This is a genomic window from Actinophytocola sp. (genome assembly GCF_035634895.1).
Lineage (GTDB): Bacteria > Actinomycetota > Actinomycetes > Mycobacteriales > Pseudonocardiaceae > Actinophytocola.
The window spans coordinates 1-23,488 of record NZ_DASQCC010000268.1 but is presented as its reverse complement, the minus strand read 5'-3'; the positions used below and the strand labels follow the sequence as shown (position 1 = coordinate 23,488).

Below are 23,488 nucleotides of genomic sequence, written 5' to 3'. Positions count from 1 at the left end.
CGACGGTCGTGTGGTGTTCGTTTTTCCGGGTCAGGGTTCGCAGTGGGTGGGGATGGCGCGGGAACTGTTGGGTTCGTGCGAGGTGTTCAAGGCGCGGATGGGTGAGTGTGCTGAGGCGTTGAGTGGGTTTGTGTCGTGGTCTTTGTTTGATGTGTTGGGTGATGAGGGTTTGTTGGGTCGGGTTGATGTGGTGCAGCCGGTGTTGTGGGCTGTGATGGTGTCGTTGGCTGAGGTGTGGTGTTCGTTTGGTGTGGTGCCTGCTGCGGTGGTGGGTCATTCGCAGGGTGAGATTGCGGCTGCGGTGGTGTCGGGTGGTTTGTTGTTGGTGGATGGTGCGCGGGTGGTGGTGTCGCGTTCTCGTTTGTTGGTGGGTTTGAGTGGCGGCGGGATGGTCTCGGTGGGTTTGGGGGTGTCTGAGGTTGAGACTTTGCTGGGTGGGGTTGGGGGTGTTGGTGTTGCCGCGGTGAATGGTCCGTCGTCGACGGTGTTGTCGGGTGATGTGGTGGGGTTGGAGCGGGTAGTGGGGGAGTGTGAGCGTCGGGGGATTCGCGTTCGGTGGGTGCCGGTGGATTATGCGTCTCATTCTGGCCAGGTTGATGTGCTGGAAAAGTCCATCCTTGAGGTGTTGGGGGAGGTGGTCCCTCGTTCTTCTGAGGTGCCGTTCTTTTCGTCGGTGACGGGTGGATGGTTTGATTCCGCGGGGTTGGATGGTGGGTACTGGTTCAAGAACTTGCGTGAGCGAGTGTTGTTTGGTGATGCTACTGAGGCGTTGTTGTCGGCTGGTTTCTCTGTTTTTGTCGAGGTGAGTCCACATCCGGTGTTGACGATGGGTGTGGAGGAGAGTGTCGAGGCGGCTGGGGTGGACGCGGTTGTGGTAGGGACCCTGCGTCGCGATGACGGTGGCATGACACGCATGACCCGGTCCCTCGCGCAGGCTTGGGTTGGTGGCGCTCCCGTTGACTGGTCGGGTTTCGTTGGTGGTGGGTCTCGGGTTGAGCTGCCGGTGTATCCGTTTCAGCGGCGTCGGTTCTGGTTGGACGCACCTACCGGCGGCGGTGGGATGGGTGCGGCCACGGGGCATGCGTTGTTGGGAGGGATGGTGCGGCTCGCCGACTCCGGCGGAGTCGTGTTCACGGGCAGCCTCTCCACCCGCACTCACCCCTGGCTGGCCGACCACACCGTCCTCGACACCGTCCTGTTGCCCGCCACCGCCTTCGTCGACCTCGCCATCCGGGCCGGTGACGAAGTCGACCGCGACCGCGTCGAAGAGCTCACCCTCGAAGCCCCGCTCGTCCTCGGCGACGAACCCGTCGACCTCCAGGTCGTCGTCGGCCCACCGGAAGACGGTGGCGCCCACCCGGTGACCATCCACTCCCGACCCTCGGGAACCGAGGACTGGACCCGACACGCGACCGGCCTGCTGACCCGAGGCGCCACCACCCCGGCACCCCTGCCATGGCCGCCCATCCAGGCGACCCCGATCACCGTCGACGACCTCTACCGCGACCTCGCCGACAACGGGCTCGACTACGGCCCCCTCTTCCGAGGACTGCGCGCCGCATGGCGCCACGGAGCCGACGTCATCGCGGAGGTCGCCCTCCCCAACGGCAGCGACACAGGCACAGGCACCGACAGCGATACAGCCACCGCCACCGACGGTTTCGGCATCCACCCGGCACTCCTGGACGCCGCCCTGCATGGACTCGCGCTCACCGACCAGACCGTCGAACCTGGCGCGGTCCTGCTCCCGTTCACCTGGACCGGCGTCTCACTACACGCCACCGGCAGCACGTCACTCCGCGTCCGCATCACTCCGGACGGCGCCCTCACCGCCACCGACACCGCCGGCCAACCCGTGATCACCGTCGACGCACTCGTGCTCCGCCCCGTCTCCGCCGACCGGCTGCGCGTCGACCGTGGTGTTCGGTCCGACTCGCTGTTCACCGTCGACTGGGTGCCGGTCGCACTACCCGAGCCCGGCCCGGAACCCACCCCGTTCGACCCGGACCTCGATCCGGTGCCAGACGTCATGGTCGCCCGCCTCGAAGGCGGGTCCCCACGGGAGCTGGCGGCCGACGCCCTGCACCTGGTGCAGACCTTCACCAGACAAGAGCGCTTCGCCGACTCCCGCCTGCTCGTCGTGACCGAGGGCGCCGTCGCCGTGGACGGGCGCAACGCCGTCACCGACGTGGCCGCCGCCGCCGTGTGGGGACTGGTCAGGTCGGCGCAGTCCGAGCACCCGGGGCGGTTCGTGCTGGCCGACATCGACGGCACTGTGCCACTCGGTGCTCTGCCCGCGCTGGACGAACCGCAGGTCGCCGTCCGAGGAGGCCAGGCGTTCGTACCGCGCGTGACCGCCGCCGCCGACCAGCTGACCCCACCCGACCAACCCGGCTGGCGGCTGGACGTCGTCAGTCCCGGCACCGTCGACGGGGCGGCCCTCATCCCCTCACCGGAATCAGTGCGCCCCCTCGACGCCGGTGAGGTCAGGGTCGCGGTTCGGGCCGCCGGGCTGAACTTCCGCGACGTCGTGCTCACGCTCGGCATGCTCGCCGACCAGGAGGTCATGGGCAGCGAAGGCGCCGGAGTCGTGGTCGAGACCGCACCGGACGTCACCGACCTGCGGCCCGGCGACCGGGTGATGGGCCTGTTCCCCGGTGCCTTCGGCCCGTACGCGATCGCCGACCACCGCATGGTGGTTCCCGTCCCGCCCGGCTGGACCTTCGCCACCGCCGCGTCCGTGCCGGTCGCGTTCCTCACCGCCTGGTACGGACTCGTCGACATCGCCGCGCTGCAACCGGGCGAACGCGTGCTCGTCCACGCGGGCGCGGGCGGGGTCGGCATGGCCGCCATCCAGCTCGCACGCCACCTCGGCGCCGAGGTGTTCGCCACGGCGAGCCCCGCGAAATGGGACACGCTGCGGGCACTCGGGCTCGACGACGACCACATCGCCTCGTCCCGCACCACCGACTTCGAGCACGAGTTCCGTGCGGCCGGCGGGTTCGACGTCGTGCTCAACTCACTCGCCGGCGAGTTCGTGGACGCGTCCCTTCGCGTGCTGTCGCCCGGCGGCCGTTTCGTCGAGCTGGGCAAGACCGACCTCCGCGACCCGGGAGCCGGCATCGCCTACCGGGCGTTCGACCTGGTCGAGGCCGGGCCGCAGCGAACAGGCGAGCTGCTGCACGACGTACTCGACCTGATGTCCCACGGCGACCTGGCGCCACTGCCGTTGACCACCTGGGACGTCCGGCACGCGCCGGAGGCGTTGCGGTGGGTCAGCCGCGCCCGCCACGTCGGCAAGATCGTGCTGACGGTGCCCGCGCCACTCGACCCGGCCGGGACGGTCCTGATCACCGGCGGAACCGGGGTGCTGGGCGGACTGGTGGCCCGCGGACTGGTCACCGAGCACGGAGTGCGCCGCCTGGTGCTCACCAGCCGGCGCGGCGGGCGCGCCCCCGGCGCGGAGCGGCTCGTCGCCGAGCTGACCGAGCTGGGCGCCGAGGTCACCGTCGCCGAGTGCGACGTGGCGAACCGGGACTCGCTGTCCGCCGTGCTCGTCGCCGCACGGGCCGACCTCGGTCCGCTGACCGCGGTGGTCCACGCGGCCGGTGTGCTCGACGACGGCATCCTCGACGCGCTGACCCCCGACCGCCTCGACCTCGTGATGCGGCCGAAGGTCGACGCCGTCGACGCGCTGCACGAACTGACCCTCGGCGACGACCTCGCGGCGTTCGTGCTGTTCTCCTCGGCCTCCGCCACGTTCGGCGGCGCCGGGCAGGCCAACTACGCCGCCGCCAACGCCTACCTGGACGCCTTCGCGCAGCGCCGCCGTGCGGCAGGACTGCCGGCCCAGTCGCTGGCCTGGGGCCTGTGGGCCGACCGCAGCGAGATGACCGGCGACCTCGGGGCCGCGGACGTGGCGCGGATGGGCCGGGCAGGCGTGGTGCCGCTGTCCACCGAGGAAGGCCTGAGCCTGTTCGACACCGCGCTGCGTGCCGCACCGGCGGTCCTGCTCCCGATGCGGCTGGACCTCCCCGCGCTGAGGGCCGCCGCGGACGGTGTGCCCGCCCTGCTGCGTGGCCTGGTCGGCACGCGCCGCGCCGCCGCGTCCCCCGCGGGCGGTGGGCCCGCGCTGGCACGGCGGCTCGCCGGCCTCTCGCCGGGGGAGCAGGATGCCGTCCTGCTCGACCTCGTCCGCTCGGCCGTGGCCGCCGTGCTCGGCCACACCTCGGGCGACGCCGTCCCGGTCGGCAAGGCGTTCAAGGAACTCGGCTTCGACTCGCTCACCGCCGTGGAACTACGCAACAGGCTCAACGCCGCCAGTGGGCTGCGCCTGCCGGTCACCGTGGTGTTCGACCACTCGACGCCCGCCGCGCTGGCCGAGCACCTGCGGACCGAACTCGTACCGGACGCCGAGACGACCGGCGAGGCCACGGACCCGGAGGAGACCAGGATCCGCGCGGCCATCGCTGGTCTGCCGGTGTCCAGGCTGCGCGACGCCGGCGTTCTCGATGTCCTGCTCGGGCTCGCGGGCCTGGACACGGCGACCGGCACCGACCAGCCGGCCGAACCGGCGGACGACTCGATCGACGCCATGGACGCGCAGACCCTGGTGCGGATGGCCCTGCAACAGACCCAGTCCTGACCGACCACGGGGAGACCACGCGAATGACCGCCGTGAACGACACCCCGCGCACGAGCGACGGCGAGGTCCTCGCCGCCCTGCGCGCGTCGCTCAAGGAGACCGAACGGCTGCGCCGGGAGAACCGGACACTGGCCTCGTCCGGCGAGCCGATCGCGATCGTCGCGATGAGCTGCCGCTTCCCCGGCGGTGTGCGGTCCCCGGAGGACCTGTGGCAGCTGGTCGCCGACGGCCGGGACGCGATCGGGCCGATCCCCACCGACCGGGGCTGGGACCTCGACGCCTTCTACGACCCCGACCCCACCCGGCGTGGCACCAGCTACGTCCGTGAAGGCGGGTTCGTCGACGGCGTCGACCAGTTCGACGCGAGCTTCTTCGGCATCTCACCGCGCGAGGCACTGGCGATGGACCCGCAGCAGCGGGTGCTGCTCGAGTTGTCGTGGGAGCTGTTCGAACGGGCGGGGATCGACCCCCTTTCGTTGCGCGGCAGCAGGACGGGAGTGTTCGTCGGTGCGGCCCAGCTCGGCTACGGGTCCGGTGCCGCCACCTCCGACAGCACCGTCGAGGGCCACCTGCTGACCGGAAACGCCGCGAGCGTGATCTCCGGGCGGGTGTCCTACGCGTTCGGGTTCGAAGGGCCCGCGGTCACGGTCGACACCGCCTGCTCGTCGTCGCTGGTCGCACTGCACCTCGCCGGCCAGGCGCTGCGCCAACGCGAGTGCACCCTCGCCGTCGTCGGCGGGGTCTCGGTGATGGCGGCGCCGACCATGTTCGTCGAGTTCAGCAGGCAGCGAGGACTGGCCGCGGACGGTCGCTGCAAGGCGTTCTCGGCGAACGCGGACGGCACCGCCTGGGGCGAGGGAGCCGGGGTACTGCTGGTGGAACGGCTCTCCGACGCCACCCGGCTCGGCCACCCGGTCCTGGCCGTGGTGCGTGGCTCGGCGGTGAACTCCGACGGCGCGTCCAACGGCCTGACCGCACCGAACGGCCTCGCCCAACAACGGGTGATCGCACAGGCCCTTGCCGGCGCGCACCTCACCGCCGCCAGGGTGGACGCGGTCGAGGCGCACGGCACCGGCACCAGCCTCGGCGACCCGATCGAGGCGCAGGCGCTGCTCGCCGCCTACGGACAGGACCGGCCGGCGGACCGGCCGCTGTGGCTGGGCACGGTGAAGTCCAACATCGGCCACACCCAGACCGCCGCCGGTGTCGCCGGGATCGTCAAGATGGTCATGGCCATGCGGCACGGCGTGCTGCCCGCGACCCTGCACGCCGACGAGCCGACACCGCTCGTGGACTGGTCGGCAGGCGCGGTGTCGCTGCTGCGCGAGCAGCGGCCCTGGCCGGCGACCGGCCACCCGCGCCGCGCCGGGGTGTCGTCGTTCGGCATCAGCGGCACCAACGCGCACGTCGTCCTCGAACAGGCCCCACCCGTCGAGGTCGCCGATCCCGACGGTGCCGATCCCGACGGTGCCGAGCCGCCGGCCCTCAGGCCGTGGGTGCTGTCCGGTCGCGACGAGGAAGCACTGCGCGCCAACGCGGCACGGCTCGTGGCGGCGGTCGAGGGCAGGTCCGTGGCCGACATCGGGTACACGCTGGCCGCTCACCGCGGCGCGCTCGAACACCGGGCCGTCGTCCTTGGTGACCACCTGGCCGGGCTCGAGGCCCTGGCCAGGGGTGAGGCCACCCCCGGCGTGGTGACCGGTGCGGTGGTCGATGGCAAGGTCGCGTTCCTGTTCTCCGGTCAGGGTGCGCAACGGCCCGGCATGGGACGGGAGCTGTACGAGGCGTTCCCGGTCTTCACCGCCGCCTTCGATGACGTCTGTGCCGAGCTTGACCGCCACCTGGACAGCCATGTGCGCGATGTCGTGTTCACCGGCGGCGCGGACGAGCTGGCACGCACCGTCAACACCCAGAGCGGCCTGTTCGCGATCGAGGTGGCGCTGTTCCGGCTGCTGGAGTCCTGGGGTGTGCGCCCGGACTTCCTCCTCGGCCACTCCGTCGGCGAGCTGGCGGCCGCGCACGTGGCCGGGGTGTTCTCGCTGTCCGACGCCTGCCGGCTCGTCGCGGCGAGGGGCAGGCTGATGGACCGGCTCCCGGCCGGCGGTGCGATGGTCGCGGTGGCGGCCACGGAGGACGAGCTGCGGCCGGTGCTCGTCGACGGTGTGGACATCGCCGCCGTCAACGGCCCCCGGTCGGTCGTGCTCTCCGGGGACGAGGACGCCGTGCTCGCCGTCGCCGGGCAGTGGGAGGCGCGCGGTCGCCGCGTCCGGCGCCTGCGGGTGAGCCATGCCTTCCACTCCGCCAGGATGGATCCGGTGCTCGACGAGTTCCGCGCGGTCGCGGCGGGCCTCACCTACGGCAGGCCGGACATCGCGCTGGTGTCGGACCTGACCGGCAGGTTGGTCCCGGCCGACGAGGTCGGCACCCCCGACTACTGGGTGCGGCACCTGCGGCACGCCGTCCGGTTCCACGACGGCATGCGGTGGCTGCGGGACCAGGGCGTGGTCACGTGCGTCGAGTTGGGACCCGACGGCGTGCTGGCGGCCATGGCCGCCGAGAGCGTGCCAGGCACCGCGACGATCCCACTGATGCGCCGCGACCACCCCGAGGTCACCACCGTCACGACCGGGCTCGCCTCGGCGCACACCCGGGGGGTGTCGGTCGACTGGACCAGGTTCTTCCCCGACGGCTCCCGCGTCGGGCTGCCGACGTACGCGTTCCGGCGGCACCGGTACTGGCTGCCCAGCGGCGGGATCGCCGCCGACGCGACCTCGCTCGGACTGGGTGCCGCGGACCACCCGATGGTCGGCGCGGTCGTGGCGCTGGCCGACCAGGACCGGATCGTCCTCAGCGGCAGGCTCTCGCTGCGGACCCAGCCGTGGCTGGCCGACCACGCGGTCGCCGGGCAGGTGCTGCTGCCGGGCAGCGCGTTCGCCGAACTCGCGACGCTGGCCGCGCACCGGGCCGGCTGCGGCACGGTCGACGAGCTGAGCCTGGAGACCCCGCTCGTGCTCGCCGGCACCACCGCGGCCCAGCTGCAGACCGTGGTCGGCGCACCGGGTCAGGACGGGAGCCGCTCGGTCGAGATCTACTCCCGCGAGGACGACGCCGCGGCCGAGTGGACCCGCAACGCGCGGGGCACCGTCTCGCCTCCCCGGCACACCGACTCATGCGAATGGGCCACGGAATGGCCGCCGCCTGGCGCGCAGGCCCTCGACACCGAGCACTTCTACGAGCGGTTGGCCGAGGTCGGGTTCGACTACGGGCCCGCGTTCCGGTGCCTCGGCCGGGCGTGGTCGCTCGGTGGCGAGGTGTATGCCGAGGTGCGTCTGCCGGCGGACCAGCACGAGCACGCGGTGCGGTGCGGTCTGCACCCGGCACTCCTCGACGCCGCACTGCACGCCGGCACGCTCGGCACCCTGTTCGCCGACGCCGACCAGATCCGGTTGCCGTTCCTCTGGTCGGGCATGAGCCTGTCCGGGACGGGTGCCACCGCCCTGCGGATCCGTGTGTCCTCTGTAGACAGCGACGAACTCGCGCTGTCGTCGGCCGACGAGCGCGGTGCGCCGGTGCTGTCGGTGGCGTCGCTGCGGTTCCGGCCACTGACCGGCGCGCCGGGACCGGCGGGCGGCTCGCTGCTGCGGGTCACGTGGACGCCCGTCGTGGAGCGGTCCAACGCCCCGGCGGCGGACACCGTCGTCGTCCCCGTCACCCCCGGTCCGGTCGGCGAGGTGACCGGCCGAACCCTGGCCACGATCCAGGACTTCCTCGCGGACGCGGACTCGGCGGGGTCCCGGCTGCTGCTGCACACGACGGGCGCGGTGGCCGTCGAGCCCGGCGAGGACGTCGACCCCGCGATGGCCGCGGCATGGGGGCTCGCCAGGTCGGCACAGTCCGAGCACCCCGGGCGCATCGTGCTCGTGGACGCACCCACCGCCCCGGTGCTCGTGCCCGCCGAACACCAGCTGGCCGTTCGGGGTGAGCACGTGTTCGCCCCACGACTGACCCGGGTGTCCACATCGGACACATGGCCCGGCGTGGACCCGGCGGGCACGGTCCTCGTCACCGGCGCCACCGGCGCGCTGGGGCAGGCCGTGGCCGAGCACCTCGTCGCCAGGCACGGCGTTCGCCACCTGCTCCTCGTGAGCAGGCGGGGTGGCACCGTGGACGTGGCCGGGACACCCACGCGGGTCGACGTGTGTGACGTGTCCGACCGGGACGCGCTCGCGGCCGTCCTGGCCGGCATTCCGGCCGAACACCCGCTCACGGCCGTGTTCCACCTCGCCGGGGTGGTCGACGACGGAGTGGTGGCGACGATGACCGGTGACCGCCTCGACGCCGTGCTGGGGCCCAAGGCACGCGGGGCGTGGCACCTGCACGAACTGACCAGAGACCGCGACCTGGCCGCGTTCGTGCTCTTCTCCTCGGCCGCCGGGGTGCTCGGCGCGCCAGGCCAGGCGAACTACGCCGCCGCCAACGCGTTCCTGGACGGCCTGGCCGCCCACCGCCGCGCCGCCGGCCTGCCGGCCACCGCGCTGGCCTGGGGACGATGGGACACGCGCGCCGGCATGACCGGCGAGTTGTCCACAGTGGACAACGCGCGGCTCGCGCGTGCCGGCGTGGCCGCGCTCGACGCCGAGAACGCGCTCGCACTGCTCGACACGGCACTCGCCGACGGCGCCGAGGCGCTGGTGCCCATCGCGCTGGACACCGCCGCTCTGCGCCGCGCACCAGACCTCGTGCCACCCATCCTCCGCGACCTGGTCCGCCTGCCCGTGCGGCGCGCCGCACCGGCCGCACCCGTTCGTGAGATGGCCGACACCGACCCGCTCGAGCTGGTCCGCGACGAGGTCGCCCTCGTGCTCGGACACGCCTCCGGCACCGACATCGACTCCGACCGGCAGTTCGGCGAACTCGGGTTCGACTCCCTGATGGGAATCGAGCTGCGCGACCGGCTCGCCAGGGCGGCGGGACTCCCGCTGCCCGCGACCCTCGTGTTCGACCACCCGACCCCGAGGGCCCTCGCCGACCACCTCCGCGCCGAGCTGTCCGGCGCGGGCGGCGCGCCCACGACCGTGACCGCGTCCGCCGCCACCGACGAACCCATCGCGATCATCGGCACGAGCTGCCGGGTCCCCGGCGGTGTCCGCACCCCGGACCAGCTGTGGCAGCTGGTACTCGACGGCGGCGACGCGATAGCCGGGTTCCCGGCCGATCGCGGCTGGGACCTCGACGCGCTGGCGAGTCGGAGCGACACCGGGGAGGGCGGGTTCCTCTACGACGCCGCCGACTTCGACGCCGACCTGTTCGGCATCGGGCCACGCGAGGCGACCGCGATGGACCCGCAGCAGCGGTTGCTGCTCGAGGCGTCGTGGGAGGTACTCGAACGGGCCGGCATCGACCCGCTTTCCCTGCGCGGCAGTAGGACCGGCGTGTTCGCCGGTGTCATGTACTACGACTACGCCACCCGGCTGTCCGCGCTCCCCGAGGGCGTCGAGGGGCACGTCGGGACCGGCAACACCGCGAGTGTCCTTTCCGGCCGGGTCGCGTACACGTTCGGGCTGGAGGGCCCCGCGGTCACCGTCGACACCGCCTGCTCGTCGTCGCTGGTCGCTCTGCACCTCGCCTGCCAGGCACTGCGACAGGGCGACTGCACGATGGCGCTGGCCGGCGGGGTGACCGTGATGGCCAGTCCCACGACGTTCGTCGAGTTCAGCCGGCAGCGCGGTCTCGCGCCGGACGGCCGGTGCAAGTCCTTCGGCGCCGGCGCGGACGGCACGGGATGGTCCGAGGGCGTCGCGGTGCTGATGGTCGAACGGCTGTCGGACGCCCGTCGCAACGGCCACTCGGTGCTCGCGGTCGTCCGGGGCACCTCGGTCAACCAGGACGGGGCCTCCAACGGGCTCACCGCACCCAACGGCCCTGCCCAGCAGCGGGTGATCCGGCAGGCACTGGCGAACGCCCGGCTCACCCCCGACCAGGTCGACGTGGTCGAGGCACACGGCACCGGGACGGTGCTCGGCGACCCGATCGAGGCCCAGGCACTGATCGCCGCGTACGGCGGCGAGCGCGAGCACCCACTGCTCGTCGGGTCGGTCAAGTCCAACCTCGGCCACACGCAGGCCGCGGCCGGCGCGGTGAGCGTGATCAAGATGGTGCAGTCGATGCGGCACGGCGTCGTCCCGCCGACACTGCACGCCGACGAGCCGTCCCCGCACGTCGACTGGTCCTCCGGCGCGGTCGCGCTGGCCACCCGTCGACAGGACTGGCCGGCGACCGGCAGGCCCCGGCGTGCCGGGGTGTCGTCGTTCGGCATCAGCGGCACCAACGCGCACGTGATCCTCGAACAGGGTGACCCGCTTCCCGCGCCGGAGCCGGGAGACGTTCCCCCGGTGGTGCCCATCCCGCTGTCGGCCAGGAGCACCAGGGCGTTGCGGGCTCAGGCGGCGGCACTGCGCGACCACCTCGCGCACCGGCCCGCGACGCGGGTCGCGGACATCGGCAGCTCGATGGCGGCGACCCGCGCGACGTTGCCGGTGCGGGCCGCCGTGGTCGCGGCCGACCTGCAGGAGGCCATCCGCGGCCTCGACGCGTTCAGCCGCGCCCAGCCCACCGGCAACGTCGTGGAGGGCCGTGCCGGTCAGGGCGGGCTGGCGTTCCTCTACACCGGACAGGGCGCGCAGCGGCACCGGATGGGCCAGGCCCTCTACGAGGCGTACCCGGTGTTCGCGCGGTCGTTCGACCGGGTCTGCGACCTGCTCGAACAACCGGTGCGTGAGGTCGTCTTCGGTGCTTCCCCCGATGCGCTGGACCAGACGGCGCTCGCACAGTCCGCGCTGTTCGCGATCGAGGTCGCGCTGACCGACCTGTTGGCACACTGGGGTGTTTACCCCGACCACGTGATGGGGCACTCGATCGGCGAGCTGACGGCCGCGCACGTCGCGGGCGTGCTGGACCTGCCGGACGCGTGTGCGCTCGTGTCGGCCAGAGCCCGGCTGATGCAGACCATGCCGGCAGGTGGCGCCATGGTCGCCGTCGAGGCGGGACTCGCCGAGGTGACCGAGTCGCTGGCCGGCATGGCGGAGTTCGTCTCGGTCGCGGCGGCGAACGGGGCGCGGGCCACGGTGCTGTCCGGTGACCGGGACGCCGTGCTGGACATCGCGGGACAGTGGCACGCCGAAGGACGCAGGACCAGGCGCCTGCGGGTGAGCCACGCCTTCCACTCCCCGCACATGGCCGGGATGCTCGACGAGTTCCGTGCGGCGGCCGCCGAGCTGACCTACCGGCCGCCACGGATTCCCGTGGTGTCCAACCTGACCGGGGACGTGGTCGAGGAGTACACCGCCGACTACTGGGCCCGGCACGTGCGTGACACCGTCCGGTTCCAGGCGGGCATCACCAGGCTGACCGGCCTCGGCGCGAAGGTGATGCTGGAGGTCGGGCCGGACGCCGTGCTGACCGCCATGGCACGGGAATGCGTCGAGGACGCGGTGCTGGTCGCGAGCATGCGGCGGGACCAGCCCGAGGTCGCCGCCCTGACCGCGGCGGTGGGCCGCCTGTACGCACACGGCGTGGAGCTGGACTGGGCCGGGGTGTTCGGCGGCGCGCGCCGGGTGGAGGTGCCGACGTACTCCTTCCAGCGCGAGCGGTACTGGATGGCGGAACCACCCGCCCAGGAACCGGTCTCGGACCTCGACCAGGACGCACTCGCCGACTCGCTCGGCGTCGACCGCACCGCCATGGCGGCCGCGCTGGCGGCGCTGCGCGAGGGCGCCGACCTCCACGTCCACCGGATCCGCTGGGAACCGGTGCCCGACAACGACTCCACCCCGGCCGGGACCTGGCTGGTGCGTGCCGAGGGCGGCGACCCGACGGCCGCCGCGATCACCGAAGCGTTGGCGTCGTGCGGCGTCCAGGTCGTGACGGCGACGCCGGGAGAGCCCACGCCTGCCGGACTTTCGGGCGTGATCTCCCTGTCCGGCGAGCAGATGACGGCCGGCGCTCCACTGTGGAGGGTCACGAGCGGTGCCGTCGCCGTCTCCTCGGTGGACCCGGTCGACCCCGCGCAGGCGGCGGTGTGGGGTCGCGGCCGGGTCCTCGCACTCACCGACCCGGTGCGGTGGGGTGGGCTGGTCGACCTGCCGGCGGCCCCGGGGCCCCGTGAGCTGGCGAGGCTCTGTGCGGTGGTGACGGGCTCGGAGGACCAGGTGGCGATCCGGCCGTCGGGAGTCTTCGCCAGGCGACTGGCCCGAGCCCGCGCCACCGCCGAGGACTGGTCCCCACACGGCACGGTGCTGCTGTTCGGTTCCTCGTCCCGCCGGGGCGCGCACCTCGCCGAGTGGTTGCGCGGCGAGCCGGTGGACCTCGTGCTCGCGCCGGCGTCGTGCGACGTGTCCGACCGTGCCTCGGTCGCGGCGTTGCTCGCCGAACACACCCCGGACGTGGTCATCCACGCCGCCGAAGCGAGTGCGGGTGTCCTGGCTGAGCTCGTCGAGGGGCACTACGTGGCGTGCACGTCGCTCGCCGGCGTGATCGGTGGCACCGACCAGGTCGCGAGGGCGGAGACGGACGCGTTCGCCGACGCCGAGGTAGCACGCCGGCACCGCGACGGAAGGCCCGCCACCGCCGTCGCCTGGGGACCGTGGCTCGACGACCCCGCGGCGGACGAACTGGCCGCGGCCGGGCTGCGCCCACTGCGGCCGGACGCGGCCATCCGCGCGCTGCGGTGGGCGATGGCGAGTGCCGAGACCGAGGTGCTGGTCGCCGACATCGACTGGGACCGCTTCGCCCCGCTGCTGACGATGACCCGCCCCAGCCCTCTGATCACCCGTCTCGTGGCCGACCGGACCGGCACTCGGGAACCGGTGGGCGACGGAACCGGCCTCGCCACCACGCTCGCCGGTCTGACACCGGCCGAGCAGGACGTCACCCTGCTGGACCTGGTCCGTGCCAACGCCGCCGCGGTGCTGGGACACGACTCCCCGGACGCGATAGACAGCCACCGCGGCTTCCTCGAGATGGGGTTCGCCTCACTGGGCGCCATCGAGCTACGCGACCGGATCAACACGGCGACCGGCCTCGCGCTGCCGGCCACCGCCGCGTACGAACACCCGACGCCCCAGGACCTCGCCAGGTACCTGCGCACCCTGCTGCTGCCCTGAGCCTCGCTCGCGCCCTGGCCGACCCGGCCGGGGCGCGAGACGGGTCCCGGCACGGAAAAAGACACCACCGAGCGCGTCGGTGGTGTCTTTTTTCGCGGGTCTTCGCGGTCAGACGCGGCGGATGGCCTGCACGAAGCGGTCGACGCGCTCCTGGTCCGGTTCCTGGGGCCGCCATTCGCGGACGGCCTCGTCGATGGTCGGCAGGACGCGCGGGAACAGCGGGCCACCCATCGGGTCGCCCGGCTCGATGGCCGGGTCCCACAGCATCGGCAGGACACCGCGGTCGGGCTGGAAGGTGACGCCGTCGCCGAGCCAGCGCGAGCAGAACGCGCGGCGGTCGCGTTCCGGGCCGGTGCCGGTGGCGCCGTGCAGGGCGGCCGGGTTGAACGCGACCGCGTCGCCAGGCACCAGGTCCCACGCGAGCAGGTCCTTCTCGTCCCACTCGACCACGTCGTGCCTGGCCGGGGCGGGTGCTGGCGCCTCGGCGGCCGTCCCCTTGCCGCCCTTCATCATCGAGTGCATCAGGCTCGAGGTCATGGGTGCGCCCGCGGTGTCCCACTCGTGGGAGCCGCGCACCACCTTCAGGGCCGCCGATTCGGGCCCGCAGGGGTCCAGCGCGATCCAGATGGCGACCACCTGGCCGCCCTCGATGGGGAACGAGCTGGCGTCCTCGTGGAAGGGCGTCGGCTGACCGGTCGCCTTCGGCTTGGCGAAGATCTGGTCGTAGAAGGCGTTCACGGTCCGCGAACGCAGCAGCTGCTGGGCGATCCGCGCGGCGGGCGAGGTGAAGACGAAGTCGTGGAACGTCTGGTGCGTCTTCCACATGAACGCGTCGCCGGTGCCGCGTCCGCTGGCATGGCTCGCCGTCGCCCGCGCGAGGATCGACGGGTTGTCGAGCACGAAGTCGACGCCTTCGCTGAGCCGGGTCACCCATTCCGACGGGAAAACCCCCGAAATACGAATGGCGCCGTCCCTGTGGAATGCGTCGACCTCTTCCGCCGACAGGTCACGCAATGGCGCTTCTGGAGCGAGCACGCTCATGTTCCACCTCGAGTTCCGATGTCGACGCCACGTCGATGGAAACGCTAATGATTCCGGTGACACCTGCCCAACCCCTAGTCCTGCCCGCTCGCGGCGAGGAAATGCCGGACTGGAGTGGTAAGGGACCACTAGGGGTTGGTCGGGTCTCGTCGCCTCAATAGCGTTTCCGCTGGAGCCGATACCGCGAGCCGCCGGATCCGGCCGACCGACGAGGGGAAAACGTGGACACCGATGTGATCGTGGTCGGCGCAGGCCCCGCGGGCCTGATGCTGGCGAACGAGCTGGTTCTGGCCGGACTCACGCCGGTGGTGCTGGAGCGGCACCCCGAGCCGACCGGGGAGTCCCGGGCGCTGAACCTGCACCCGCGCACCGCCGAGATCCTCGACTCACGGGGGATGCTGGAGCCGCTGCTCGCCCACCGGCTCGACCTGCGACTGCTGACGAACAGCTTCTTCGGCGGCCTGCCCGTTCCGCTGGACTGCACGGCCATGCGCTCGCGGTACCCCAACCAGACCGGTGTGCTCCAGGCCAGGGTCGAGGAGATGCTGGAGCGGCGGCTGGCGAGCACGGGTGTGGCGGTGCGCCGAGGCTGTGAGCTGGTCGACCTCGCGGCGGACTCCGACGGCGTCACCGCGACCGTCGAGGACGCCGGCGGCCGCCACGCGATCACCGCGCGGTACCTCGTGGCGTGCGACGGCGCGCGCAGCCGGATCCGCAGGATCCTCGGTGTGGCGTTCCCCGGCACCGACGGCGGCCCGCACCTGCGCGTCGCCGCGGACGTCGTGCTGGTGCGGCCATCCGACGACTGGTTCACGGCGATCCCGGACGGCGGCGACGCCGAGGTGCGGTTCATTCCCAAGGTCGGGCTGACCGGCGAGGTCTCGCTGGAGGAGGGTGCGAAGCGCACCCACTTCTCCCTGGTCAGCCTCGAGAACGACGTGCACAGGCTCATGTTCTCCGACATGGGTCGCCGCGTCGACAGAGACGAACCGGTCACCGAGGACGAGGTGCGTGCCGTGCTGGTGGCGGCGGCGGGCGGGTCACTCGAGCTGAAGGAACTGCTGTGGGGGTCGCGGTTCGGCGACGCGTGCCGGCAGGCCGAGCAGTACCGCGTCGGCCGCGTGCTGCTGGCCGGCGACGCCGCGCACATCGTGTTCCCGATCGGCGGCCAGGGCATGAACCTCGGTCTCCAGGACGCGTTCAACCTCGGCTGGAAGCTCGCGTCGGTCGTCAAGGGCACCGCCCCCGACGACCTGCTCGACACCTACCACGACGAACGCCACCCGGTGGCGCAGGAGGTGCTGCGGGCCGCGACCGCCCAGGCCCTGCTGCTGGACCGGGAGCGGGACGTCGAGGCCATGCGCGAGATCCTCACGTCCCTGCTGCGTCTCCCGGAGACCAACCACCACCTCGCCGGCATGATCTCCGGTCTCGGCATCCGGTACCCGATACCGGGTGAACACCCGCTGACCGGCCTGCGGATGCCCGACGAGGACCTGACCACCCGTGCGGGCGCTCGGACCAGCATCAGCGAGCTCCTCCACCCCGGCCGCGGCCTCCTCGTCGAGTTCGACGGCCAGGACACCCGGGCCCGCGTGGCGGGCTGGGCAGACCGCGTCGACCACGTGAGCGCCACCGGCCAGGGCGACGCGGCCGCGATACTGGTCCGCCCGGACGGCTACGTCTGCTGGGCAGGGCAGCCGACCGAGGACGACGGTCTCCATGCGGCCCTGACCCGCTGGTTCGGGCCGCGCAACACCTGACGATCTGACGACGCGCCCGTCCCCTGCAGCTCAACTGCCGGGGACGGGCGCGTCGTCAGCCTCAGCGACCTTCGAACTCCGCCTGTGCCGGGCCGCGCTCCAGGAACGCCCGCATGCCCGTGACCCGGTCCTCGGTGGCGAACAAGCCCGCGAACAGCGACCGCTCCATCGCCAACCCCGAGGCGAGATCGGTCGCGCAACCCTGATCGATCGCGGACTTCGCCGCCCGGACCGCGAGCGCGGGTGCGGCACGGAACCTGGCCGCCAGCGCGTACGCCGTGGCGGCCACGTCAGCGGCCGGCACGACCTGGTCCACCAGCCCGATCGCCAACGCCTCGGTGGCGTCCAGGGTCCGGCCGGTCAGGATCATCTCCTTGGCCCTGCCGGGACCGACCAACCGAGGCAGGCGCTGCGTCCCCCCGGCACCCGGCATGACACCGAGGTGGATCTCGGGCAGGCCGATCCTCGTGTCCTCGGCGCACACCCGGAAGTCGGCGGTCAGCGCCAGCTCGCAGCCACCGCCAAGGGCCGGCCCGTTGATCGCGGCGACCACCGGTTGGGGAATGTCGGCGACCGCGGTGAACGCGGCCTGCAGCAGCCCGGCATGGCCGACCATGTCCTGGTAGGACATCCCGGCCATCTCCCGGATGTCGGCGCCGGCGCTGAACGCCGACCGGCCGCCGTAGAGCACGACGGCCCGCACCTCGGGATCGGCCGACGCCGCCTCGGCCGAGGCGCGCAACCGGGCCTGGGCCGCACGGTCGAGGATGTTCAGCGGCGCGCGGTCCAGCCTGATCGTGCCGATCCCGTCCGCGACCTCCAGCCACACCGTCGTCGGACGGTCGGTCATGACCACAGCAGACCCCCGTTCACCTCGAGCACGTGCCCGTTCACGTAGGAGGACTCGTCGGACGCCAAGAACACCGCGGCGTCGGCGGCCTCCTCCACCCGGCCGGGCCGCCCGAGCGCGAGGCGCTTGCTGTAGTGCGCCCAGATCCGTTCGTTGGCGATCAGGTCCTCGCCCATGCCCGTGTCGAGAATGCCCGGGGCGAGGCAGTTGACCAGGATGCCGCGCGGTCCCAGCTCGATCGCCGACACGCGGGTGAGCATCTCCACCGCGGCCTTGGTCGAGCAGTAGGCGGCCGCCCCGATCGCCACCCGCGTGGCCATGCTGGACGACACGTTGACGATCCGTCCCCGGCCCGCCGCGGTCATGTGCGGCACGACCTCCCTGGTCGCGAGGTACACGCCGGTGAGGTTGGTGCTGACCACGTCGTGCCAGTCGTCGACCGGCAACCTGTCGACGCGCCCGTCGCGGTTCACCCCGGCGTTGGCCACCAGCACGTCGATGCTCCCCAGCGTGTCCACCGACCACACCATCAGCTCGCGGACCGAGTCGGCGTCGGTGACGTCGACGGGGTGGTACCAGGCCCGGTCCGGGGCAGCGTCGAGCACTTCCTTGACGTCGTGGGTGTTGCGTGCCGCGCAGACCACCCGAGCGCCCTCGGCGAGGTAGCGTTCGGCGATGGCGCGCCCCATGCCCCTGGTGCCGCCGGTGATCACGGCGGTCGTTCCGGCCAGTCTCATCGGACTCCTCAGGTGATGTCGTCGCGCAACCCGCAGGTCGCGGTGCCGAGCAGGTCGAACGACGAACCGCACGACCGGCACGAGAACGGTGTGCGGCACACGCCGCCGCCGAACCGGCCCGCCCGCGTCACGTCGTCGGAAAGGCAGTAGGGGCAGGACGTGTCGCCGCCGGCCACGCGGTAGCCGGCCGAGGTGAGCGCGCGGATCCCGGCGCCGGAGACGTCCTCGGGCCGCCAGGTGCCGCGCAGCCACTCCACCTGGACCGCGACGCCGGGCGCCACCCGGTGCACGGCCGCGCGGACCCGCCTGCCGATCTCACCGAGCGCGGGGCAGCCGATCCGGGTGGGCGCCAGGGTGACGACGACGCGGTCCCGTTCGGTCAGCACGGACCGCACCACGCCCAGCGCGGCCAGGGTCACGTCGATCTCCGGATCGAGTACGCCGCCGACGGCGTCGTTCAGCGTCATGTCGCCAGGAAACGGGCCGCTCACAGGAAGGTCCCCGGCCGGTAGCGGTCGCGCACGACCTTCGCCCTGCGCAGCACGGCGGGCAGCGGGCTGTTCGTCGGGTCGGCGGCCCTGGGGGTCGGCCGGTCCGTCAGCTCACCGGTGACCGACTCCTTGAGCAGCGCCGCGAACCGGGTGTGCACCGACGCCAGGTCCGCGGCGTCGGTCGGCAGCCGCGAGCCGGGCAGCGACATCGCGGGGCCACCCAGCAGGTCACCCGCGCACGCCACGATGTCTCGGCAGTCGGTCGTGAACTCGGCGGTGGTGGCCTCGTCGGCCGCGAGCGCCGCCACCCAGTGCCGCCAGTGCTCGAGGTGCATGGCCTGCTCGGTGCGGATCGCGGTCAGCTCGGGCACCAGCTCCGGGTCAGGGTCCACGGCGAGGGTCTCCTCGGCGAGCGCCACCACGGCCGCTGCCACGACGAGCCCGCTGACCACGGTCGCGGGCCACGAGTCCAGGTCGCACAGGCTCACCCCCGACGGGCACCAACAGTGCGCCGGACGGTCGAAGAAGTGCGCGTCGGCGCCTGCCTCGGTCAGTCCGCACTGCTCGACGATGCGGCGGGCGTGCGCGGTGGCCTCCTGGCTGATCGATCCGGTGGCCAGTGAGTCCTCGATGTCGATGTAGTCCACGACGTGCCTGCTCAGCCGGTGGCCGAGCAGGAAGAGGTCGTCGGCGAGTGCGAACCAGAGCGCGGTCAGGCTCGGCGGGCCGGAGGTCGGCCGCCCCACCTCGACCGGCGCCGCGACCGGCTCGCCCGTCCGGTCACGGCGCCGGGCGACCGGGTAGCCGGCCTGCCGGAACGGCATCCGGGTGCGTGCCGTGAGTGCCGGCAGGTCCTCGGGCCCGGACACGATCATGTCGCCCCGGCGCACCACCCACAGCCGCGCGATGTCGTCCCGCCGGCAGTAGGTCTCCTTCGCCAGGTACCACGCCTCGTCGGGGCACCCCGTGACCAGTGAGCCGACATGCGTCAGGGCGTTGCTCACCCCGGCCTGCACGAACACCTCGAAGATGTCGCCGTCCGCCGGCGCGACGGGGCTCATGCGGTCCGTCCCATCGCCCTGCGGTACCGCGCGTTGCGGTCCAGCACGCCACGCACCCACGCCAGCCGCTTCTCCGACGCAGGCCCGCCATTGTTGATCACCGCACGCACCTGCGACCAGTCCGGCATCGCGTAGGTCCAGGTGCCGGACTCGTCCTGCCTGGCGAGTGCCGGGTCGACGTCGATGCCGAGCCGCACGAACACCGGGATGATCCGGGTCAGCCACCGCTGCCGCTGCACGTCGTTCGAGTCCGGTTTCATACCGAGTTGCCACGCCCGGTTCTCGCCGATGGTGTCGCCGTCACGCGGCCCGAAGTAGGCCAGCACGCGCGGCAGCCAGGTCTCGAACGACCGTTGCGCGGTGCGCCGCTGGTCGGCGTCGCCACGCAGCATCACCTCGTGGATCATGTCCTGGGCGTGCTGGTAGTGGAACGACTCCTCCCGCTCGATCCTGCGCAGCGCGCGGCCGTAGGGCAGGTAGACCCCGTGCATCAGCGACTGGAACTGCACGATCGCGGCGGAGTTCTGCAGCAGGAGGCCGGGCCCGAACTCCTCCCATGACGCGAAGTCGTAGTGGAAGATGTTGTGCACCTTGGACTTTCCCTCGACGTAGTCGAGCAGGACGCGTTCCCTGGCCACCCCGAGGTCCTCGGCGAGCCGGGCCGTGACGTGGCCGTGGCCCACCTCGTCCTGCACCTTGGCCATCAGCATCTGCTTGCGTGCGTGACTGGGTGCCCGGTCGACCCACTCCGAGTAGGGCAGTGCGCCGACGAACTCGTTGAGCGCGTGCACCACGGTGAACCGACGGGCCAGCGCCCGCACCTCTGCCGGCATCGAATCCGACAATTCGTATGTGGTCACTCCGTCCATTCCTGCTCCCGGAGTCGGCGGAATATCATTTCGCCTCCCAGTGGCGACGTGCCCCGAATCGCCACGATAAACGAGTCGACGACAATGCGAGAATGGTCTGCCAAACCCATAGGGGAGCTAAGGGCCGCCTAGGGGTGGCTCGTCGCCGCGCATCCGCATTAGCGTCGCTCTCGACTGTTTCACCCTCGAAATCACGGCGCGGAATCACCGGTGGAGGTCGTTCGTGCGGTTGATGGAATTCTCGGACTACGCGGTCGAGCCGGGCCGGATCGTGCAGTGGCGGATGGCGGAGAAGACCAGGGCCGCCGCCGAGGCGGCACCGGACCACGACGCGCCGCCCTCGTACAACCAGGAGATCCACCTCAGGGTCCGGCTGGACCACCGCGCCGGCAACGCCGCACCGCACTGGATCGTGACGACCACCGACATCCCCGGCGCGGTGGACGTCGACGTGCTGCAGGGTGTGCTGGAACGTTTCGTCCGCAGGCACGGCACCCTGCTGAGCGGGTTCAGGATGACCGACGGCGAGATACGCCGGTTCGTGCTGGACCCGGCGGTGGTCGCGCTGGAACGCGTGGACGGGGTCGACTGCGCCACCACCGACGAGGTGCGCGCACAGCTCAAGACGACGTTCGCGAGCCTCGACGACCCACTGGCGTGGCCGGCCTACGGTTTCGGCGTGGTCATCCGCGAGACGGCGTCCACGGTGTTCATGGTGTCCGACCACACCAACATCGACGGCCAGTCCTCCGCGGTCGTCGCGTCGGACATCCAGCAGCTGTACGCCGCGGCCGTGGCAGGCAGGGAAGCAGATCTGCCGACCCCCGCCAACTTCGTGGACTTCTGCGCGACGGAGCGCGAACGGGTCGCGGCGAACCCGGCCCAGGTCGAGGCGGCCGTCCGATACTGGCGCGACTTCGCCGACGCATGCGGCGGCGTACCGCCCACGCTGCCCCTGGACCTCGGGGTAGCCCCCGGCGAGGCACTTCCGCACGAGGCAGAACAGATCGACCTGGTCGACGAGACCACGGCGGCGGAGTTCGCCCGCTGGTGCAGGGCCAACGGCGGCAGCTTCTTCTCCGGCCTGCTCGCCTGCGTGGCGGCCACCGCACGCGACCTGGGCGGACGCGAGGACTTCCTGGGTGTCGTCCCACTGTCCACCCGAGGCGACGCGGGGTGGACAGAGTCCGTCGGCTGGTTCGCGAACGTGGTCCCGATCCGCTTCGACGCACATGCCACCGCGACCTTCAGGGAGGTGATGGTAGGCGCGCACGAGTCACTGCGCGTGGCGTTCCGGCACGCCGACGTCCCGTTCCCACGCGTGATGCGAGAGCTGCGGGATGTCTTCCAACCCTCGAGGCTGAAGATCATCGAGACGCTGAACTACCAGGACTTCACCCGCTCGGACCGTTTCGAGGCGTTGGAACGCTGGAAGGCCCACCTGTTGCCGGGAGCCTCGGTCGGGGACCAGGTGCACCTGTTCGTCAACCGAACCCACCACGGCGTGTACGTGCACGCACGCTACCCGGACACCGAGACGGCCCGGGAGAGCGTGCACCATTTCCTGGACCTGACAAGCAAGGCGATAGCCGACATCGCCCGCCTACCGACGATGTGAGGCCGCCACGCTGTCCGTGACGGTACGCGTGGCTGAGGTGGGGCGCGCTGCGCTCTGACCTAGCGGACCTGGCCGACGTCGCCCCGGAGCTGGCGCGCCGCCTGCGGTCGCCGCGGGAGCGGGTCGCCGAGGTCGACGGCGCGGGCTGCCGAGGACTTGACGCGGCGCTGGCGGGACTACGAGGAGCTGGTCGCGTCGGTCCGCGCCCTGCCCGGCTTGTCGCGGATCCTGCTGCCGCCGGCGCTGGCGGAACTGCGGCCGTCGGGCGAGAGGGTCGCGGTGTCGTCAACATGAGCCACGTCCGCGGCGACGCCGTCCTGGTGCGCGGCACAGGCGCCCCGACCACTGCCCGACCTGCGTCACGACGAGGCACTGACGTGGGTGCGGCGGCCGCGGGGAGGCCACCGCGACACACGGGTCGTGGGCGACGTGTGGGACGTGGCCGCGGGACCCGGGCCGCGCGACCGCGTGGTCACCACCGTGGCCGGCGTGGGAAGGAGTGGATCGGCGGGTGATGGCGGCCCGGCCGACCAAGCGGAGCTGACCGACCCGCAGAGCATCGAGGTCGCCGCGGACGGTTCGCTCTACGTCGCTGAGCGGTCGGGCAACAGGATCCGCCGCATCGACGCCGACAGGACCATCAGCACCGTCGCGGGCACCGGCGGGGCGGGTTTCAGCGGCGACGGCGGCCCCGCCGTGAACGCGCAGCTGACCGGCCCGTACGCCACCACCACCGGCGACGGCACCGTGTACATCGCCGACGACGAAGCACACCGCGTCCGCCGAGTGGACCCGTCCGGCATCATCACCACGGTCGTAGGCACCGGCGAACGAGGCCTACCGTCCGACGGCGACTCCGTCAGCAGCGCATTCCTGGCCACACCGGCCGGGATCAGCACCACACCTGACGGCACGCTACTTATCACCGACATCGACAACAACCAGGCCTACTCCGTCAAGGACGGTGTCCTACACGTCCTCGCCGGCGGCGGCCGAGCTACTGCGGCACCGGGTGTTCCGGCCCGCCAGCATGCACGTCACCGAGCTGCCGCGGTTCCTGTGGCCGCACGCGTCGGATTGTTATCAGCTCGACGGTCCCCGCGTTGAGCAGGCGGGACTGTTTCAAGATCGGTGTGTTCGGCCCGACACGCCGGGCCGAAGGTCCGGCGGGATGGGCACTGTGAGTGATGACATCTGATGTTGTGAGTCCACGCAAGAGTGACCGGATGCCGGCGCAGCTGTCGCCGGAGCA

At 72.1% G+C, this 23,488-nt stretch carries 12 protein-coding genes and 1 pseudogene; 7 read left to right on the top strand and 6 right to left on the bottom strand.

Annotated elements, in window-relative coordinates; genetic code table 11:
- Positions 1 to 10: 10 nt before the first annotated feature.
- The 3 genes and pseudogenes from VET29_RS44265 to VET29_RS41545 form a co-directional block, all read left to right on the top strand.
- Positions 11 to 940: pseudogene (locus VET29_RS44265) on the top strand (acyltransferase domain-containing protein); the annotation flags it as partial.
- Positions 914 to 4,645 (top strand): SDR family NAD(P)-dependent oxidoreductase, encoded by a 3,732-nt coding sequence (locus tag VET29_RS41550; protein WP_414636747.1) that lies wholly within the window; start codon positions 914 to 916, stop codon positions 4,643 to 4,645. The pseudogene VET29_RS44265 and the gene VET29_RS41550, both read left to right, overlap by 27 nt.
- A gap of 32 nt (positions 4,646 to 4,677) precedes the next feature.
- Entirely contained in the window at positions 4,678 to 13,806 is a 9,129-nt protein-coding gene (locus tag VET29_RS41545) for an SDR family NAD(P)-dependent oxidoreductase (protein WP_414636746.1), read from the top strand.
- A 108-nt stretch (positions 13,807 to 13,914) separates the two neighbouring features.
- On the opposite strand, the gene VET29_RS41540 is transcribed toward VET29_RS41545, so the two are convergent.
- Positions 13,915 to 14,847: a phytanoyl-CoA dioxygenase family protein gene (locus VET29_RS41540; protein ID WP_324932199.1), complete on the bottom strand. Its 933-nt coding sequence runs from the start codon at positions 14,845 to 14,847 to the stop codon at positions 13,915 to 13,917.
- A gap of 221 nt (positions 14,848 to 15,068) precedes the next feature.
- Between VET29_RS41540 and VET29_RS41535 the strand changes: the two genes are divergently transcribed.
- Entirely contained in the window at positions 15,069 to 16,610 is a 1,542-nt protein-coding gene (locus tag VET29_RS41535) for an FAD-dependent monooxygenase (RefSeq protein WP_324932197.1), read from the top strand.
- Between the two features lie 61 nt (positions 16,611 to 16,671).
- On the opposite strand, the gene VET29_RS41530 is transcribed toward VET29_RS41535, so the two are convergent.
- The 5 genes from VET29_RS41530 to VET29_RS41510 are packed head-to-tail and all read right to left on the bottom strand — an operon-like array spanning position 16,672 to position 20,618.
- Positions 16,672 to 17,460, bottom strand: a complete 789-nt coding sequence (locus VET29_RS41530; protein ID WP_324932195.1) for an enoyl-CoA hydratase/isomerase family protein — start codon at positions 17,458 to 17,460, stop codon at positions 16,672 to 16,674.
- Positions 17,457 to 18,197, bottom strand: a complete 741-nt coding sequence (locus VET29_RS41525) for an SDR family NAD(P)-dependent oxidoreductase (protein WP_324932192.1) — start codon at positions 18,195 to 18,197, stop codon at positions 17,457 to 17,459. The genes VET29_RS41530 and VET29_RS41525 overlap by 4 nt, the downstream gene beginning before the upstream one ends.
- 8 nt (positions 18,198 to 18,205) lie before the next feature.
- Positions 18,206 to 18,664, bottom strand: a complete 459-nt coding sequence (locus VET29_RS41520) for a metal-sulfur cluster assembly factor (protein WP_324932188.1) — start codon at positions 18,662 to 18,664, stop codon at positions 18,206 to 18,208.
- Between the two features lie 20 nt (positions 18,665 to 18,684).
- Positions 18,685 to 19,749 (bottom strand): Phenylacetic acid catabolic protein, encoded by a 1,065-nt coding sequence (locus VET29_RS41515; RefSeq protein ID WP_324932185.1) that lies wholly within the window; start codon positions 19,747 to 19,749, stop codon positions 18,685 to 18,687.
- A complete protein-coding gene (locus VET29_RS41510; RefSeq protein ID WP_324932182.1) occupies positions 19,746 to 20,618 on the bottom strand; it encodes a Phenylacetic acid catabolic protein in 873 nt (290 codons plus the stop codon). Before VET29_RS41510 ends, VET29_RS41515 begins: the two co-directional genes overlap by 4 nt.
- Positions 20,619 to 20,850: 232 nt before the next feature.
- Here VET29_RS41510 and VET29_RS41505 point away from each other — a divergent pair, with 232 nt between their 5' ends.
- The 3 genes from VET29_RS41505 (at position 20,851) to VET29_RS41495 (ending at position 23,343) form a co-directional block, all read left to right on the top strand.
- Positions 20,851 to 22,236, top strand: a complete 1,386-nt coding sequence (locus VET29_RS41505) for a condensation domain-containing protein (RefSeq protein ID WP_324932204.1) — start codon at positions 20,851 to 20,853, stop codon at positions 22,234 to 22,236.
- A 156-nt stretch (positions 22,237 to 22,392) separates the two neighbouring features.
- Entirely contained in the window at positions 22,393 to 22,530 is a 138-nt protein-coding gene (locus tag VET29_RS41500) for a hypothetical protein (RefSeq protein ID WP_324932179.1), read from the top strand.
- Positions 22,531 to 22,656: 126 nt separating this feature from the next.
- Positions 22,657 to 23,343, top strand: coding sequence for a hypothetical protein (locus VET29_RS41495; protein ID WP_324932176.1), 687 nt, complete (start codon positions 22,657 to 22,659; stop codon positions 23,341 to 23,343).
- The last annotated feature ends 145 nt before the right edge of the window (positions 23,344 to 23,488 follow it).